Below are 16,417 nucleotides of genomic sequence, written 5' to 3' on the forward strand. Positions count from 1 at the left end.
CCGCCCGGAACCGTAGTCCGATACAGGCGGTCCTAAATGCAACCATAAGTTAACTGCAACCGCAGCGAGAGGGCGGGATTGTTGGCGAGACTTTTCTGATTGTTAATGGGACGCAGAACAGTTTGGTTTCGGACACAAACCGGGATCGTGGGAACCATGCCGTCTCTCTCCATCGACGCTGCGCATGATGGCGCCAACCATCGGCTCGTTCGCTTTTTCAGTATCTGCCTGAGTTCCCTGGTCTTCATCTACGCCCTGCTGTCGATCCGCCTGTTCATCGAAGGACAGGCATTCGGTGCCGCCGACTGGCTGCTGATCGGCCTCCGCGTGCTGCTCGGCGCGGCGGCGCTGGTGGTTGCGATCTATCCGGCCTGGCTTGCCGCGCCTGTCGATCGCGAAATCGAGCGGATGGGCCAGTTGTTCGAGACCGGCTTCGCGGCGACCGAGACCCGCGACAAGGTGCGGCTGATCGTGCTGGTGACGATGGTCAGCCTGCTGCTCGAACTGATGATGATCCGCTGGCTCGCCTCGGTCTTCCCGGTGTTCTCCTATTTCAAGAACTTTACGCTGCTCGCCTGCTTCCTCGGGCTCGGCGCCGGCTACGCGGTCGCCGAAAAGCAGCCCTGCGCGCCGGCGCTGGTGCTGCCGATGCTGGCGGCATTCGTCACCATGATCACGCTGCTGCGCTATGACGTCGGCGCCTCCGCCGACGTGTTCACCGGCCTGCCGATGCAGGAGCAGACCTCGATCAGCATCTGGATGGACCGGCTCGACTGGTTCGCGATGATCCAGCAGAGCGTGCCGCTGTATCTGCTGCTCGGCATGAGCTTCGTGCTGTGCGCCTGCATCTGCTATCCGGTCGGACAGCTCTGCGGCAAGCTGCTGGGCAGCACCGATGCCCTGCGTGCCTACGGCCTCAATCTCGCCGGCAGCATCGTCGGCGTGCTGGTGCTGTTCGTGATGAGCCTGTTCTGGCTGCCGCCGGCGGTGTGGTTCACCGCGGTCGGCGGCACGCTGCTGGTGTTCGTGCTGGCGCGCGACGCGCGGATGCCGCTCGGCGTCGCCAGCCTCTGCCTGCTGCTGGTCGTGCTGTCCTGGCCGGTGCAGACCGAGATCCAGCGCATCTATTCGCCGTATCAGCTGCTGGAGCGGATGGGCAAGTCCGACGGATTGATGAACATCCTGTCCGGCGGCTCCTACTACCAGAAGGTCTTCAACTTCGCGGAAGCCAATCGCGGCCATGAGTCCGAGGAGGACGGTTATGTTCGCGCCTATTACGAGTTCCCGTTCAACTTCAAGAGGGCGCCCGAGCGCGTCGCGATCGTTGGTGCGGGCAGCGGCAACGACGTCGCCGCTGCGCTGCGGATGGGCGCCTCGCATGTCGATGCGATCGAGATCGATCCCGCGATCGCCTTCCTCGGCAAGCGCTATCACCCCGAGCACCCCTATGATGATCCGCGCGTCACGCTGCACATCAACGACGCCCGCAACTTCTTCCGCACCGCGCATCAGAAGTACGACCTGATCATCTACGGGGTGCTGGATTCCCACACCTCGCTGAGCCACGCCTCCAACCTGCGCGTGGATTCCTATGTTTACACCAGGGAGGGGATCACCGAGGCGTTCCGCCTGCTGAAGCCCGACGGCGTGATGTCGATCGCATTCGCGCTGCCCAACGAATCGCTCGGCTTCAAGCTGTCGCACATCCTGCAGGGCATTCCCGGCGCCGGCAGGCCGCTGGCGATCCGCGTCGGCTACGACTCCAAGACCACGACCGCGTTCGTCGCCCAGAACGGCCGCGACGTCAGCCTGGCCGATCCCGGTGGGCACGCCAAGTTCGGCTTTGCCGACGTCTCAGCGCATTTCGCGCAACCCTATCCGGCCGAGAGCATTCCGACCGACGATTGGCCGTTCTTCTACATGATCGCGCGGACCTATCCGGTGAGCTACATGGTGGCGCTCGGCATGGTGCTGCTGCTGTCGACGATGTTCGTCCGTCGGACCATCGGCTGGACCGGACCGGTCGAGCGCGGCTACCTGCCGTTCTTCTTCCTCGGCGCCGGCTTCATGCTGGTCGAGACCAAGGCGATCACCGAGCTCGGCCTGCATCTCGGCGGCACCTGGTTCGTCGTCGCGGCGACCATCATCATGGTGCTGGTGATGGCGTTCCTCGCCAATCTGATGGCGCAGCGCAAGCTGCTGCCGCGCACGGGGCTCGCCTATCTCGGCCTCTTGATCAGCCTCCTTGTCGGCTATTTCTCCGCGCGCAACCACGAGCTCACCATGTTCAGCCTGCCCGCGGTCGGCCTGGTCGTCAGCTGCGTGCTGCTGACGATCCCGCTGTTCTTCTCCGGCATGGTGTTCTCCGGCCTGATCGGCAAGGCGGACGTCAACGTCTCGACCGCGCTGGCCTACAATCTGATGGGCGCGCTGTTCGGCGGCCTGATGGAATACAACTCGATGTATTTCGGCTTCGCCTTCCTGTATCTGCTGGCGATGGGCTTCTATGCGCTGGCCTGGCTGTTCTCCGTGGCGCCTGCGGCGGCATGGACCCGGCGCCGCCTGATCGGCCAAGGGCTGCAATAGGCCGTGCGATTTGCGACGGCGGCCGTGCTTGCCCGGCCGTCGTCAAGTTTCTAATCTGCGCCGCGACCCGCGACCCGCGAACCAGAGCGTGGGCCTCGCCGACGCGAGCTTGATCCCTCAGGGAGCGCAGCGCTTGATCTCCTACGCCCAGAATTTCGAAGACGTGATGATCGCGCGATTGTTTCCGTCGGATCACCGCGGCTTCTACATCGACATCGGGGCGGCGGATCCGGTTCGCTTTTCGGTGACGAAGCATTTCTACGACGCCGGCTGGCAGGGCGTGAACGTCGAGCCGCTGCCGCATTTCTTTGCGCGGCTGACGGCGGCGCGGGCGCGCGATGTCAATCTGCAGGCCATGGTCGGCGTGGGGCAGGGGCTGCAGCCCTTCTACGAGATCGCGGAGTTCCGCGAGAATTCGACCGGCGACCAGAACGTGATGGAGAGCCTCAGGCAGCAGGGCGCGACGGTCCACACCCATGAGGTCGGCTGCACCAGCCTTGCCGAAATCTGCGAGCGCCATGCCGGCGATCGCGGAATCGATTTTCTCAAGATCGATGTCGAGGGTAGCGAGCGCGACGTGCTCGACGGTGCGGACTGGCGGCGCTTCCGTCCCGTGCTCGTTGTTGTCGAGGCTGTGGCTGTGAATCGCCGTGATGAAACCTGGGCCGTATGGGAGCCCGCGCTGACCGGGCACGAGTACGAAAAGGTCTGGTTCGACGGGCTCAACAATTTCTATCTGCGGCGCGAGAGTCTTGAGCTGAAGCGGCATTTCCAGCTGCCGCCGAATGTGTTCGACAAGTTCACGAAGGCCGAGCTGCGCGCGTCTGATGATGGCTGGATCGATCTGTCCGAGACGGTGCAGGTGATCGATGCCGATCGTATTGCCAAGCAGGCGGTGATCGATCACCTCATCAGGGATCTGGACGCCGCCAATGCGGACCGCGCGGCCAAGCAGGAGATCGTCGATCGCCTGGTGGCCGATCTCACCGCTGCCAACGCCGACCGCGAGGCGAAGCAGGCGGTGATGGACCGCCTGGTGGCTGATCTGACGTCAGCCAATGCGGATCGCATGGCGAAGCAGAACCTGCTCGACAGGATGACCGAGCGGATCACCGCGCTTGTCGGCCGATCTCAATGAATGCCGTCGTCGGCATCATTGGATCGCTAAAGCGCGATGAGATTGGGTTGAATCTTCATCGCGCTTTAGCTCTTTGTTTGAGCATGATCTTTTCGGAAAACCGCTTCACACTTTTCCGGATCATGCTTTAGATGATCTGATCCGCCGGCACGTCGCCGATCTTCACCGCCGGATTGCCGGCGACGATGGTGCCATCAGGCACGTCGCGCGTCACCACCGAGCCGGCACCGACCAGCGCGTTCTCGCCGATCGTGACACCGGGGCACAGCACGCTGCCGCCGCCGACCCGCGCGGCGCGCAGAATGCGCGGCGCGCGGCGGTCGAAGGTGAGCGACGGGCGGCGATGCGCGATGCGCTTGTCGTTCATGGTCAGGATGCCCGGACCGCAAAACACCTCGTCCTCGATGATGACGCCGCGCGTGATGTAGCAGCGGCTCTGCAGCGAGACGAAATGGCCGATCCTGACTTCGCCCTCGATGTCGACATAGGAGCCGATCACGCAATTCCTGCCGATCATGGTCCGGTCGCGGATCAGCACGAAATTGCCGATCCGCGTGTCGTCGCCGATCTCGGCATCGTCGGCGATCACGCAGTGCTGTCCGCTGGTCAGGGCCATGAAATTCCTTCCGGGAGAGCGGACAGCGATCAGCCGGCCGCGGCCGCCTATTTACGGCGGAACAGGCGCTCCCGCCAAGCGCCGGCGTGATGACGCAGTGTCGCGAGCGGCGACTGCAGGATGCTGTTGAGCTCGGCGTTCTCGGCTTGCGCGCCCGCGATCGTGGTCTCCAGCGTCTGCTTCAGCATGGCATATTCGTCTCGCAGGGTGTGCAGCTCGTCGTCAAAGGCCTGACGCAGCGCGAGGATGTCCTGGTCACGCGCAGCGATGCGGGCCTCGAGCGTCTGCTGCTGCTGCAGATGATCCTCGGCCAGCAGATCGGCGCGCGCCTGCAATTGCGCGAGTTGCTGCCGCAGCGTGGCGTTCTCGGCGACCACGCCCTGATGCTCGGCCGCGAATTTGTGGGCGGCCTGCAGCGTGTCGAAATTCTCCGGGATCATGCCTTCGCCGAGCCGGCGCAGCCAATCCGTGATGAAAGCGCCGGTGGCGCGGAGGTCATCCACGGCATTGGGCACGAAGCGATCGGCGAGGAGGCCGCGGTGAACGGCCTCGACCTGATCGAGATAAGCCGACAGTGATGCGGTTTCGCGGATGCGCGCAGAGGCGAGCGCGGCGTCGGCGGCATCGTAGCGCGCGATCTCGGCGGCGATCGTCTCCGGACCAGGCTGACGCGTCAGCAGGCTGAGGCCGAAATTCCTGGCTCGCCAATCGTCGACCACGGATGATGTCACGAGCCCGGCAAGCCCGCGCCCGTCGACGACGATCACGGCGCAGCCGACTGCAATCGCCTCCAGCGCCATCCGCGCGGTGGCGAAGACGAGGTCGTAGCCCTTCAGCCGCTCGTGGAGATCGTCGGCCTCGTTGCCGAAGGCGCTGCCGATCTCGTCGAGCGCGATGCCGGCCTTGCTCGCCGCAATGCGGACAGCGTCGGCATGGGCATTGTTCTTGGCGAGCAACAGTGCGCGCATTGGTTTTGCCGGCAGCGCTACGCGCGGCTCGAACAGATCGGTGTCGACGGCGTTGAGCAGCAGGGTGATCTCATCGCTGCCGCGGCCGGTGTCGGTGGCGACACGCGTGCGGCAGGCCTCATCGACCGCGCAGAGTTTTCGCACCCGGGGCAGCGCGGGCGGGCCGTCGAACCAGAAGTTCGAGGAATGGCAGACGAACAGCGCCGGCGCCTTCGGACAGGCGGCGAGCGCCGCGGCCAGCACGTGATTGTGGTGACCGTGGATGACATCAGGCGACCAGGGGATCTTGGCGGGATCGTCTGCCACCACGATGTCGTGGCGCCGTAAAATCTCGGCGCTTGGGCCCGGCATCGGCGTCAGCACGCAGACCTCATAGCCGCGGCGGCGCAGGCCGAGCGCGAGATCAATCGTCACCACCTCGGTGCCGGAACGGCCCCGCAGGGAGCAATTGGTGGTCAGCACGCGCATCTATAGAGGCAGCTCGCTCCGGAATCGTCGGAACCATAGTGCGGGCAGGGCCGTTGGCGGGCAACCCTCGGGAGCCTAATGGGGTGCCGATTTCGCCGGCGCAGAGGTGACTATTTCGGCGGAGGCGAGGTTGACGTCGCGATGACCGCCGGCGGCCGTGAACAGGACGAAGCCGGCCAGGATCGATCCGTAGACCGCAAACGAGGTGAGGGCGACGCGCCGCGCCAGATGGCGATCGGCGTCGCTCAGTTCGTGGAAATGCTTTTGCATGGGCGCCTCCAGGTTTTCTTTTCGAGGAGATTGCACAGCGGTCATCACGGCTGATGTGAAGCAGTTCACGTTTGAGCGGCGAGCTTCGGCGGCGTGGTTAGGGAACCCTGACCAATCCGCCGGCGCATGGACTGAGAGCCGCGAAGATTTAATCCGGCTTTACCAATCGCTAACCGTGAATTCTAACTTACCCTCCACGGATGCGACTTATGCTCGGTACCGGGTAGAGAAACGCGTGACGGCTGAAGTGCTCGCCAGGAGCCGGGGTCCGTCGTGAAGTGCGAGCAGACAAACAAATTGCGCCGGATCGCAAAACCATCCGAGGTGGGGCAGTCATATGCCGTGCGCCTGATGCAGCACCTGGTCGTGCCGACCTTCGTGCTGAATCCGGCGCGTGAGGTCGTGGTCTGGAACCGGGCCTGCGAACGCCTGACGGGGGTCGCCGCCGAGGACGTCATCGGCACCAAGAAGCACTGGCGCGCGTTCTATCAGACCAAGCGCTATTGCCTCGCTGATCTTGTGGCGCTCGAGCGTCCCGATCTGCTCAACAGCCTTTATCCGGAATTCACGGTGTCGGCGCACGGGCTCGGCTTCAGCGCCGAGAACTGGTGCGTGATGCCGCGCCTCGGCAACCAGCTCTATCTCGCGATCGACGCGGGCCCGATCCATGACGAAGACGGAAGGCTGATCGCGGTGGTCGAGACGCTGCGCGACATGACCGACCAGAAGCGCGCCGAATCCGCGCTGCAGGCGCTGGCCTCCAGCGACGGCCTCACCGGGCTCGCCAATCGCCGCTCGTTCGACCAGGCGCTGACGCTGGAATGGGCGCGGGCGCAGCGCACGCGCTCGCCGCTGTCGCTGCTCCTGATCGATGTCGATCACTTCAAGCTCTACAACGACCTGCACGGCCACCAGAAGGGCGACGACTGCCTGCGCGCGGTGGCCGCCACCATGGGCGCCAGCTTAAGGCCCGCCGATGTCGCGGCACGCTATGGCGGTGAGGAATTCGCGATCCTGATGCCGGATACCACCCACGATATCGCGCTGCATGCCGCGGAGCGGCTGCGTGAAGCCGTGTGCAATCTGCGCGTGGCCCATGGCGCGGCACGGGCCGGCAAGCACGTCACGCTCAGCCTCGGTGTCGCCACCGAAGTGCCGATGGACGAGATGAACTCGGACAACCTGGTGACCCGCGCCGACCAGGCGCTTTATGCCGCCAAGCATTCCGGCCGCGATCGCGTGCTTTCGAGTGAGCGGGCGCTGGCCGCGTTCGCGCAGGGCGCAATGCCGTCAGGCAAGCGGAAAGCCCGCACGCGCTAACGACGCACGATCTTTGCAAGTGTTGCCACGAAACGATCGGCATCCGCTTCGTCATTGAACACGTGCGGCGAGACCCGCATGCGGCCGAGCCGCAGCGCGACGTAGATGTTCTCCAGCGCAAGCTTCTCGATCAATCCGTCCGGCAGCCCGCCGGCAAAGCCGAGGCTCAAAATGTGCGGTGAGCGCAGCCGCCGCTCCAGCACATTGACGCCGAGATCGCGCACGCCGTCGGCGATGCGGTCGGTGAGCATCGCGATCCGCTCGGCGACAGCAGCCGCGCCCCAATCGGAGAGCATCTCCATCCCGATCGCCGCCATCTCCATCGAGATGAAGTAATCGCGCTCGCCCATGTCATAGCGGCGCGCGTCGTCGAGATAGGCGAGATCGGTGAAATAGACTGCGTTCTCGGCGCGCACATTGCGGCGTGCGGCGGAGATCTGCTCCAGCGGCACGCCATTCTGGTGGCGTTTGGCCATATAAAGGAACGCGCGGCCATAGGGGCCGAGCAGCCACTTGTAGGTCGGGAAGATCACGACATCAGGGTCGAGGCGCTTGACGTCGAGCGCGAGCACGCCGGCGCCCTGTGTCGCGTCGATCAGGAACATCGCGTCATGCCGGCGCAGCGCGACCTGAATTCGGTCGATGTCGAGCATCCCGCCGTCGGACCAGTGCACCGAGGAGATCGAGGCGAGGCTGACCGGCGGCGCGCCCGTGCGTTCGATCGTGGCAAGCACGGCCGAGGTCCAGTCGCCATCGGCGGGCTGCTTCACGGTCTCGACCGTGAACCCCTGCGCTTCGGCGCGTTCGTGCCATTCCAGCACCGGCGAGGAGTGGTCGTTTTCCAGCACGATGACGCGTGAGCCGCGCGGGATGGTCAGCACCTTGGCCGCGGTGGCGACGCCGTAGCTGATCGCCGGGATCAGCGCGACGTCGCCCGGATCGGCATTGATCAGCCGCGCCGCGGCGCTCCGGGCGCGCTCGTTCTGGCGATTGGCAAAGCCCGCATCCAGCGTCCACGGCTGGCCCTTGCGGCCGACCGCGGCGCGGCCGGCCTCCTGGGTTTTCAGCGGCAGCGGGCTGTAGGACGCCGAGTTGAGGTAGCAGACGTGACGCGGGATATCGAAGAGGTCGCGCTGTGAGGCAAGCATGCAGATACTCTGATTAGCCCTGGTATTCGAGCACGTGAAGGCCCGCATTCCAATCGGTGGTGAAGATCAATCCATCTTTCGTGACATAGAGATCGGCGCTCTTGGCGGCGAGCGCGACATTCGGGCGTGGATCGATCAATTTTGCCGGCGCCGGCGGGATCCAGTAGGCGAGCTCCTTCGGCGCGAACTGATCCCTGATGTCGAAGACGCGGACGCCGCCGGCATTGTAGGTCGCAAAGATCGTCTCCTCGCTCTGCATCGAGCCGGGCCGGTTCTCATGCAGATTATGCGGGCCGAATGTGCCGGGAGCTGCGCAATAGGCACGGTCGCGCGGCACCGGCATGGTCGCGATGGTGACAGGGTTTTCCGGCGCGCGCACGTCGAGCACGAAGATCGGGAACATCCCCTTGGCGCACTTCTCCGCATTCGCTTCGTCGGCGACGACTGCGAGGTTGCGGCCCGGCAAGGGCAGCGGCGTGTGCGTGCCGCCCGGAAATGGCGGCGACCAGGTGATATGCGATAACAGTCTTGGCTGAGCGGGGTCGGAGACGTCGTGAATCGTGAAGCCGCCGTCGCGCCAGGCGCCGTAGCCGAGCTTGCCGGCCACGATCATGTGATGCAGCGCGTAGCGCTTGCCCTTCGGTGCGGTCGAGACTTCGCCGGCGGCGCGGTTCATGCCCGGGATCCACCACTTCGACACGATGACGGGCCTGGTGATCTCCTGGAGGTCGACGATGCACAGGCAATGATCGGTGAAGCCGTCGAAATGCGCGGAGACGTAGGCATAGCGCCCGCCCATCCAGGACAGGCGGTTGATGCCCAGCCCCGGCATTTCCAGGAACGCGATCTCCTTCATCTCGCCGGGCGTTGAGATATCGTGGATCGACAGGCCGCTGCGGAAATTCTTCCGTTTGCTGATGCTGTCGGCCAGCGTGTTCTCGAAATAGCCGCGCTGGTCGCTGTAGGACTGCATCGCGACGATGTTGGCGCCGTTGGCGACCAGCAGCAGATCGTCGGAGGCCTGCAGGTGATGCGTCCTTGTATATTCGCCGGCGGTGAAGAAGTTCACCGGCTTCGGCTTGCGGGGGTCGCTGACGTCGAGGATGGTGACGCCGTCGCTGAACATATGGCCGACATAGAGGTGATTGCGGTTCAGCATCAGCTGGACACTGTCGGGATGTCCGGCCATGTCGCTGTAGGCGAGGTGCTTGATGCCGCGGCCGATGCCTTCCGGCGGGACCGGCGGATCGTCGGCGCGCGCCGCCTGCGGCATCGCGGCAACTGCGGCGAGGCCAACAAGGCCTTGCAGATGGGCGCGGCGGCTTTGCATGCGTGTCTCCCCCGTTTTATTTTTTTTCGTTCTGTATTGGCCGTCCAGTCTCAGTCGAATTGATCCGGCCCCATCGCCCACAGCGCCTCGTCGTGACCATGGGCGTAGGTGCGGTTGGTCTGTGCGGGATTGCGGTTGACGAGCTGGCGCATGAACATCGGATGCGTCGCGCTGCGCACCTCGTGCTCCACCGTGAACAGGTATCGGCCGTCGGCGGGATCGACGATGTCGCAGAAGCGATACTGGTACGGGTTGTCCTCGCGCGACACGAGCTTGCGTTCGAGCAGCCGCTTGTAGGGCCCGGAGAAGTCGGTGATGTAGATCTGCACGTGGTGGCCGTCATACTCGCCGTGCACGCGATCGCTCTCGCGGAATTGCAGATACTGGTCCCTGCCGACTTTTGCGCGCGCGAAGCCATTGCTGACCTCGGCCGGAATCCCGACGACCTCCGGATAGAAGCGGCTGATCGCTTCCGCCGTGCCATGCGGCACGTCGAACTCGACATAGGGGATGCCGAGCGAGATGCGGCCGAACCGCGCCGCATCCGGCTCGTAGCAGCGCAGGCGATTGCCCCAGGGGCAGGTCGCCTCGACATAATCGTTGTGCTCGCTGAAGCCGAAGGCGGTACCCTCGAGCTTGCGCGCGACGGAGGCGAGGCGGTCGAGCAGCGCCTGCCGCCCGGCGATGACGATGCCCGTGTGCCCGCGCAGCACCTGCGGCTTGCCGCTCGGCAGATGAAACTGGCTTCGGCCGACATTCACCCACATGTTGCTGTCCGACACCATCAGATAGGGATCGCGGGTCAGTCCGATGCCGGCGACATAGAACAGCGTCGCCAGCCGCTGGTCCGGCACCTGGACGTTGACATGCTCGAAATGGATGGAATTGCCGAGATCTTCCGCGGCGCGGTCGAATTGCTGCATGGACATCGTTCTCCGGATGCGTTGCCGCGCATGATAGTGGAACGCGGCGGCTGATCCAGCGCGACGGCCATGAATGTTTCGCGGGTCTACCCCCCGTAACTCTGCACCAGGCTCCCGGCGACCAGCGACCAGCCGTCGATCAGGACGAAGAAGATCAGCTTGAACGGCAGCGAGACCGTGACCGGCGGCAGCATCATCATGCCCATCGACATCAGCACGGACGCGACCACGAGGTCGATGATCAGGAAGGGCAGGAACAAGAGGAAGCCGATCTCGAAGGCGCGCTTCAATTCCGAGATCATGAAGGCTGGCACCAGGATGCGCAGCGACATCGCTTCGGGCGAGGCCGGCGGCGGCTCGCCGGAGAGATCCAGGAACAGCTTCAGGTCCTTCTCGCGGACGTTCTTCTGCATGAAGCCGCGCAGTGGCACCGAGGCGCGCTGCAGCGCGTCCTCGACGCCGATCTGGTTGGCGACCAGCGGGCGGATGCCGTCGTCATAGGATTTCTGCAGCACCGGCCCCATCACGAAGGCGGTGAGGAACATCGCCAGCGCAATCATCACCGAGTTCGGCGGCGCGGTCGCCGTGCCCAAGGCGGTGCGCAGCAATGACAGCACGACGACAATGCGCGTGAACGACGTCATCATCACCAGGATCGATGGCGCGATCGAGAGCACCGTCAGCAGCGCGATCAGCTGGATCGCGCGCTCGGTGACCCCGCCATTGCCCTGGCCGAGATTGATGCTGATGTCCTGCGCCATCGCGGGGTCGGCGAGCGCCCCGGCGGTGATCAGTGCAGCGATGAAAAAAACTCTACGCGGAAGGGCCCCGAACCTCACGAAGGCGTCTTCGGACGTCCGAGCAGGGACGCCATCTCGTCTTCGAGATTTTCAAAGCCGCTCTTCTGCGGCGCGGCCGGAGGAGTTGCCGGGCGGGCAGGCGGAGCTTCCGGCGCAACCGGCGGCGCGACGGTCGTCTCAGTGGGAGCGCCGGCCGGGCGGCGCAGTGCCGCTTCGAGACGCTGCGCCATCTCGGCGAGATTGGCGTCGGCGCTGGAGGGCGCGGGCGGCCCTGCAGGTGCTGCTGCGGCGGGCGCGGGCGGGGGAGGCGGCGGCGGAGCCGCGGCGCGCTCGGGGTTACGGACGACCGGCGGCGCCTTCGGCGGCTCGCTGCTGCGCGGCGGGCGCGGAATGGCGGGTTCGGAACGCGGCAGGCGCGGCGGCAGTTCGGGCCGTGGTTCGGCGCGCGTCCCAATCGGCTCCGGCGTCAGCCCAGCGAGCGGATCGCTGCGGCGCTCGCCGATCGGCGGCGGCGCGGGGCGGCGGACTTCATCGGCGAAGGACGGCCGTGCCGGGCGCGGCGGCGGCTCCGGCATCGCAGGCTCTTGGTCGAACGTGTCGGCGCGGGCGCCTTCGCCCTCGGTCCAGGCGGTGTCGGGCAGCGGCGCGATCCGCGGCGGGGTGTCGCCGGTCACGGCGGGGCGGGCGGCCATCTGGTCGCGCGCGGGCATGGCGCGCACGATATTGGGCTCGACCACGATGTCGCTGGGGCCGCCGATCATCAGGAGATGCTCGACATTGTCGCGGCGGACCAGCACCAGGCGCCGGCGGCCGTCGACCGCGGCGGCATCGATCACGGCGAGCCGGGGCATCCGTCCGCGGTTGGCGTTGGCGCCAAGACGATTGCCGCCGAAGCGGCGGAGCGCCCAGGCAAACCCCACGATCAACGCCAATACGGCGATGAAAGCGAAGATGAACCACACGACGTTCGGCATACTGCTGTCCCCGGCCATTTGGCCCTACTCACGTGCTGGCTTCGACGCGCCCTCGAAGCGATCCCATCCACGAATCAGGCCCGCGATTCGCCTTAATTCTTAATCTGCCACGGCATGCGAGCCGACAACCTTATTAATAGACCAAGAATCGCTTGTGCCAAAACGAGTTCTCAACCCGCGCGCGGTCTCTGCTGTGGGCTGGTTAACGCAGCCATCGTGGCGAAAATGCGCTCAAAAAGGCTCATTCCCGTAGTCTCCACGAGGGCGGGTCACATCTTAACCAGCCGTTAACCATACACCGGGCAAATTCTGCCTACCTCGGAAGGCCCAAGGGGTTGTCCAAGAGGTTAACGGAGCCGTGCCAATGGCCATGAACGATCTTCCGATCCTGTCGGCGCTGCGCACCAAGATGCAGTGGCATCAGGAACGCCAGCGGGTGCTCGCCGAGAACATCTCCAACTCCGACACCCCGAACTTTCGGCCGCGCGACCTGGTCGAGCCGAAGCTGGATAATGCCGGTTCCGTGGTCGGCGGCGGGATGGGAACGCTGCCGATGATGCGCACCAGCGGCAGCCACATCGCGGCGTCGGGTGCACCCGAGACCTTCGAAAACGACCACGGCCGCAGCGGTTTCCAGACCCGTCCCGCGGGCAACGCGGTCAACCTCGAGGATCAGATGCTGAAGGTCTCCGCCAACCAGATGGATTACGCGGCGGTGACCTCGCTCTACACCCGCAGCCTCGGGATGCTGAAGACCGCGATCGGCAAGCGCTGAGGGGAGATAGGCCATGGCAGACGAGACAAGCGACTTCGCCCGCTCGATGAGCATCGCAACGTCGGGCCTGCGTGCGCAGGCCGGGCGGATGCGGGTGATCTCCGAAAACATCGCGAATGCGGATTCCACCGCGCAGGCCGCGGGCGGCGATCCCTACCGCCGCAAGGTCCCGACCTTCTCGTCCGCGCTCGATCGCACGCTCGACGCGCGCGTCGTGACGCTCGGCAAGGTGCGGCCGGACCAGTCCGCCTTCCGCGTCAAATACGAGCCGAGCAATCCGGCGGCGGATGCCGCGGGCAACGTCAAATATCCGAACGTCAATTCGCTGGTCGAGATGACCGACATGCGCGACGCCCAGCGCTCCTATGAGGCGAACCTCAATATCATCAGCGCCACGCGGCGGATGATCCAGCGCACGCTCGACATCCTCAAGGCCTGACACAAGCAACGTTAGCAGGGAATTCGCATCATGGCTTCACCGACAGTTGCCGCCAACGCCTACGCCAATCTCGCCAAGATGATGGAGCGCGGCGGCGCCGAGAAGGCCGCGAGCGGCCCCGCCGGCCCGTCATTCTCCGCGCTCTTGAAGGATGCCGTCGGCAGCGTCATGGAGGTCGGCAAGAAGTCCGACGCGCAGACCATGGCGATGGCCTCCGGCAAGGCGAATGTGATGGACGTCGTCACGGCGGTTGCGGAAACCGACGTCGCGGTCTCCACGCTGGTCTCGGTGCGCGACAAGGTGATCCAGGCCTACGAAGACATCATGAAGATGCCGATCTGACGGGGGTGGCGAATGGCGAGTAGGGAATGGCGATGGGGAAAAATCCATTCGCTACTCGCCGTTCACCATTCGCGGCTCCGTAACGTAACAAGTGAAAGCTGAGAGACGACAATGACCGGTGCTGAAACTCTCGACGTGGCGCGCGATGCGATCTGGACCCTGGTGGTGGTTTCGGCGCCGCTGATGGTGGTCGGCCTCGTGGTCGGTGTCGTGGTGTCGCTGTTCCAGGCGCTGACCCAGATCCAGGAGCAGACCCTGATCTATGTGCCGAAGATCCTCGCGATCTTTGTCACGCTGCTGTTGGCGCTGCCGTTCATGGCGGATTCGCTGCACGCCCACATGATGCGGATTTCGTCGCGAATCATCGGCGGGTGATGCATCTTGCGTAAGGTATGCGCATCGATGTCTCCCTGCTGCCGGCGCTCGCCGCCGTCTTCGTCCTGGTGTTCGCGCGCGTGGGCGCGATGGTGATGCTGTTGCCGGGATTTGGCGAGAGCAACATCCCGACGCGGGTGAAGCTGTCGATCGCGCTGCTGCTGACGCTGATCATCCTGCCGCTGCATCGCAGCGCCTACACCGTCGATCTCAACTCGATGACCTCGCTCGGCGTGCTGATGGTGCATGAGATCATCATCGGCATCGTGCTCGGGGCCACCGCGCGCGTGACGCTGTCTGCGCTCTCGGTGGCGGGCTCGGTGATCGCCCAGCAGCTCGGTCTCGGCTTCGTCACCGCCGTCGATCCGACCCAGGGCCAGCAGGGCCAGATCATCGGCAACTTCCTGACCATTCTGGGCCTGACGCTGCTGTTCGCGACCGACAGCCATTACCTCGTCATCGCCGCGCTCAGCGACAGCTACCGCATCTTCGCGCCGGGCGATCTGATGCCGTCGGGCGACGTCGCCTCGCTTGCGACCACCGCCTTTGCCGCCTCCTTCAAGCTCGGCCTGCAGCTCTCGGCGCCGTTCCTGGTGTTCGGCCTCGTGTTCAATATCGGGCTCGGCGTGCTGGCGCGGCTGATGCCGCAGATGCAGGTCTATTTCGTCGGCGTCCCGCTCTCGATCATGGCCGGTTTCCTGATCTTCGGCCTGGTGCTGGCCGGGATGATGGGGACCTATCTGGATTACTTCATTGGCGTCATGCATCAGCTGACGCCGCCGCTCAAATAAAATAACGGAGCGGCGATGGCCGACGAGAATGACGACAAAACAGAAGACCCTACGCAAACACGTCTCGATGACGCGCATGCGAAAGGCGACGTCGCCAAAAGCCAGGAGGTCAACACCTGGTTCGTGATCGCGGGCGCGACGCTCGTGCTCTCGACCTTCTCGGGCTCGTTCGGCAGCGGCATCATGATGCCCCTGCGCAATCTGATCGCCAATTCCTGGATGATCCGCACCGACGGCGCGGGCCTGCTCGCGCTCAGCCAGTCGCTGGTCTACGCCGTGATCGCCGCGGTCGGCGTGCCCTTCCTGATGCTGGCGCTGGCGGCGATCGCCGGCAACATGGTGCAGCACCGCCTGGTGTGGTCGGGCGAGTCGCTGAAGCCGAAATTCTCCAAGATCTCGCCGGGCGCGGGCTTCAAGCGCGTGTTCGGCAAGCAGGCCTTCGCGAACTTCCTCAAGGGCCTGTTCAAGGTGATCGCGCTCGGCGCCGTCATGTGCATGATCCTGTGGCCGGAGCGGCTGCGGCTCGAAGCGCTGATCCATATGGACATCGCCGAGATCCTGCCGGCCACCACCAGCCTGACCGTGCATCTGCTCGGCGCCGTCGTCGCCATGCTCGCGGTGGTCGCGATCGGCGATTACTTCTTCCAGTACCGCACCTGGTACGAGCGGCAGAAGATGTCGCTGCAGGAGATGAAGGACGAGTTCAAGCAGTCGGAAGGCGACCCGCACGTCAAGGGCAAGATCAAGCAGTTGCGGGTCCAGCGCATGAAGAAGCGCATGATGGCCCAGGTTCCCAAGGCGAGCGTGATCATCACCAACCCGACCCACTATTCGGTGGCGCTGGCCTACGACCGCGGCATGTCGGCGCCGATCTGCGTCGCCAAGGGCGTCGACAATATCGCCTTCAAGATCAGGGAGATCGCCAAGCAGCACGACATTCCGCTGGTGGAAAACGTGCCGCTGGCCCGCGCGCTCTATGCCACCGTCGAGATCGACAAGGAAATCCCGGTCGAGCACTATCATGCGGTTGCCGAAATCATCGGCTACGTGATGCGGCTGAAGCGCGGCTGGTCCAGCGCGCAACGGTGACGGAGGACCGAAATCCGCTCGAAAAGCGCCGATAACCGCCTGACGGACTTGCGTTTGCCGGTCCG

The 16,417-nt window shown here is 64.8% G+C and carries 17 protein-coding genes; 9 read left to right on the top strand and 8 right to left on the bottom strand.

The annotated features are described in order from the left end of the window. Nucleotides 1–156: 156 nt before the first annotated feature. Both JQ604_RS20585 and JQ604_RS20590 read left to right on the top strand, forming a co-directional pair. Nucleotides 157–2,586, top strand: coding sequence for a hypothetical protein (locus tag JQ604_RS20585; protein ID WP_212360559.1), 2,430 nt, complete (start codon nt 157–159; stop codon nt 2,584–2,586). Nucleotides 2,587–2,719: 133 nt separating this feature from the next. Then, on the top strand, nt 2,720–3,724 hold the full coding sequence (locus tag JQ604_RS20590) for an FkbM family methyltransferase (protein ID WP_212360563.1): 1,005 nt from the start codon (nt 2,720–2,722) through the stop codon (nt 3,722–3,724). A gap of 127 nt (nt 3,725–3,851) precedes the next feature. Here the strand turns inward: JQ604_RS20590 and JQ604_RS20595 are convergent, their stop codons facing one another. From JQ604_RS20595 to JQ604_RS20605, 3 genes are all read right to left on the bottom strand, one after another. After that, complete coding sequence (locus tag JQ604_RS20595) at nt 3,852–4,340, bottom strand: acyltransferase (protein WP_212360567.1); 489 nt, start codon at nt 4,338–4,340, stop codon at nt 3,852–3,854. A gap of 47 nt (nt 4,341–4,387) precedes the next feature. Further along, nucleotides 4,388–5,776 carry a glycosyltransferase gene (locus tag JQ604_RS20600; RefSeq protein ID WP_212360569.1) on the bottom strand — a complete coding sequence of 463 codons (1,389 nt, stop codon included), beginning with the start codon at nt 5,774–5,776 and terminating at the stop codon, nt 4,388–4,390. A gap of 75 nt (nt 5,777–5,851) precedes the next feature. Further along, on the bottom strand, nt 5,852–6,046 hold the full coding sequence (locus JQ604_RS20605; protein WP_212360572.1) for a hypothetical protein: 195 nt from the start codon (nt 6,044–6,046) through the stop codon (nt 5,852–5,854). Between the two features lie 351 nt (nt 6,047–6,397). On the opposite strand from JQ604_RS20605, the gene JQ604_RS20610 reads away from it, so the two are divergent. Then, nucleotides 6,398–7,366, top strand: coding sequence for a sensor domain-containing diguanylate cyclase (locus JQ604_RS20610; RefSeq protein ID WP_212360576.1), 969 nt, complete (start codon nt 6,398–6,400; stop codon nt 7,364–7,366). Here JQ604_RS20610 and JQ604_RS20615 read toward each other — a convergent pair. The 5 genes from JQ604_RS20615 to JQ604_RS20635 form a co-directional block, all read right to left on the bottom strand. After that, nucleotides 7,363–8,514 (bottom strand): aminotransferase class V-fold PLP-dependent enzyme, encoded by a 1,152-nt coding sequence (locus tag JQ604_RS20615; RefSeq protein ID WP_212360580.1) that lies wholly within the window; start codon nt 8,512–8,514, stop codon nt 7,363–7,365. The two genes, JQ604_RS20610 and JQ604_RS20615, sit on opposite strands and share 4 nt — an antisense overlap. A 13-nt stretch (nt 8,515–8,527) precedes the next feature. After that, the gene (locus JQ604_RS20620) at nt 8,528–9,787 is read right to left on the bottom strand and encodes an LVIVD repeat-containing protein (protein ID WP_433996268.1); all 1,260 of its coding nucleotides are present in this window, start codon (nt 9,785–9,787) and stop codon (nt 8,528–8,530) included. A 107-nt stretch (nt 9,788–9,894) separates the two neighbouring features. Further along, on the bottom strand, nt 9,895–10,767 hold the full coding sequence (locus JQ604_RS20625; protein ID WP_212360587.1) for a hypothetical protein: 873 nt from the start codon (nt 10,765–10,767) through the stop codon (nt 9,895–9,897). Between the two features lie 86 nt (nt 10,768–10,853). After that, entirely contained in the window at nt 10,854–11,606 is a 753-nt protein-coding gene (gene fliP / locus JQ604_RS20630) for a flagellar type III secretion system pore protein FliP (protein ID WP_212360590.1), read from the bottom strand. Next, entirely contained in the window at nt 11,603–12,541 is a 939-nt protein-coding gene (locus tag JQ604_RS20635) for a flagellar biosynthetic protein FliO (RefSeq protein ID WP_212360593.1), read from the bottom strand. Before JQ604_RS20635 ends, fliP begins: the two co-directional genes overlap by 4 nt. Before the next feature lie 364 nt (nt 12,542–12,905). On the opposite strand from JQ604_RS20635, the gene flgB reads away from it, so the two are divergent. From flgB to flhB, 6 genes are all read left to right on the top strand, one after another. Then, a complete protein-coding gene (gene flgB, locus JQ604_RS20640) occupies nt 12,906–13,316 on the top strand; it encodes a flagellar basal body rod protein FlgB (RefSeq protein ID WP_212360596.1) in 411 nt (136 codons plus the stop codon). A 13-nt stretch (nt 13,317–13,329) separates the two neighbouring features. Then, on the top strand, nt 13,330–13,755 hold the full coding sequence (gene flgC, locus JQ604_RS20645) for a flagellar basal body rod protein FlgC (protein WP_212360599.1): 426 nt from the start codon (nt 13,330–13,332) through the stop codon (nt 13,753–13,755). 30 nt (nt 13,756–13,785) lie between these two features. Then, nucleotides 13,786–14,097, top strand: a complete 312-nt coding sequence (fliE, locus tag JQ604_RS20650) for a flagellar hook-basal body complex protein FliE (protein ID WP_212360604.1) — start codon at nt 13,786–13,788, stop codon at nt 14,095–14,097. 111 nt (nt 14,098–14,208) lie between these two features. Continuing rightward, nucleotides 14,209–14,472 carry a flagellar biosynthesis protein FliQ gene (gene fliQ, locus JQ604_RS20655; RefSeq protein WP_212360607.1) on the top strand — a complete coding sequence of 88 codons (264 nt, stop codon included), beginning with the start codon at nt 14,209–14,211 and terminating at the stop codon, nt 14,470–14,472. Between the two features lie 17 nt (nt 14,473–14,489). After that, nucleotides 14,490–15,263 carry a flagellar biosynthetic protein FliR gene (gene fliR, locus JQ604_RS20660; RefSeq protein WP_212360610.1) on the top strand — a complete coding sequence of 258 codons (774 nt, stop codon included), beginning with the start codon at nt 14,490–14,492 and terminating at the stop codon, nt 15,261–15,263. Between the two features lie 15 nt (nt 15,264–15,278). Continuing rightward, on the top strand, nt 15,279–16,352 hold the full coding sequence (gene flhB, locus JQ604_RS20665; RefSeq protein WP_212360614.1) for a flagellar biosynthesis protein FlhB: 1,074 nt from the start codon (nt 15,279–15,281) through the stop codon (nt 16,350–16,352). The last annotated feature ends 65 nt before the right edge of the window (nt 16,353–16,417 follow it).

The sequence above is a fragment of the Bradyrhizobium jicamae genome (genome assembly GCF_018130695.1).
In the GTDB taxonomy this organism is placed as follows: Bacteria; Pseudomonadota; Alphaproteobacteria; order Rhizobiales; family Xanthobacteraceae; genus Bradyrhizobium; species Bradyrhizobium jicamae_B.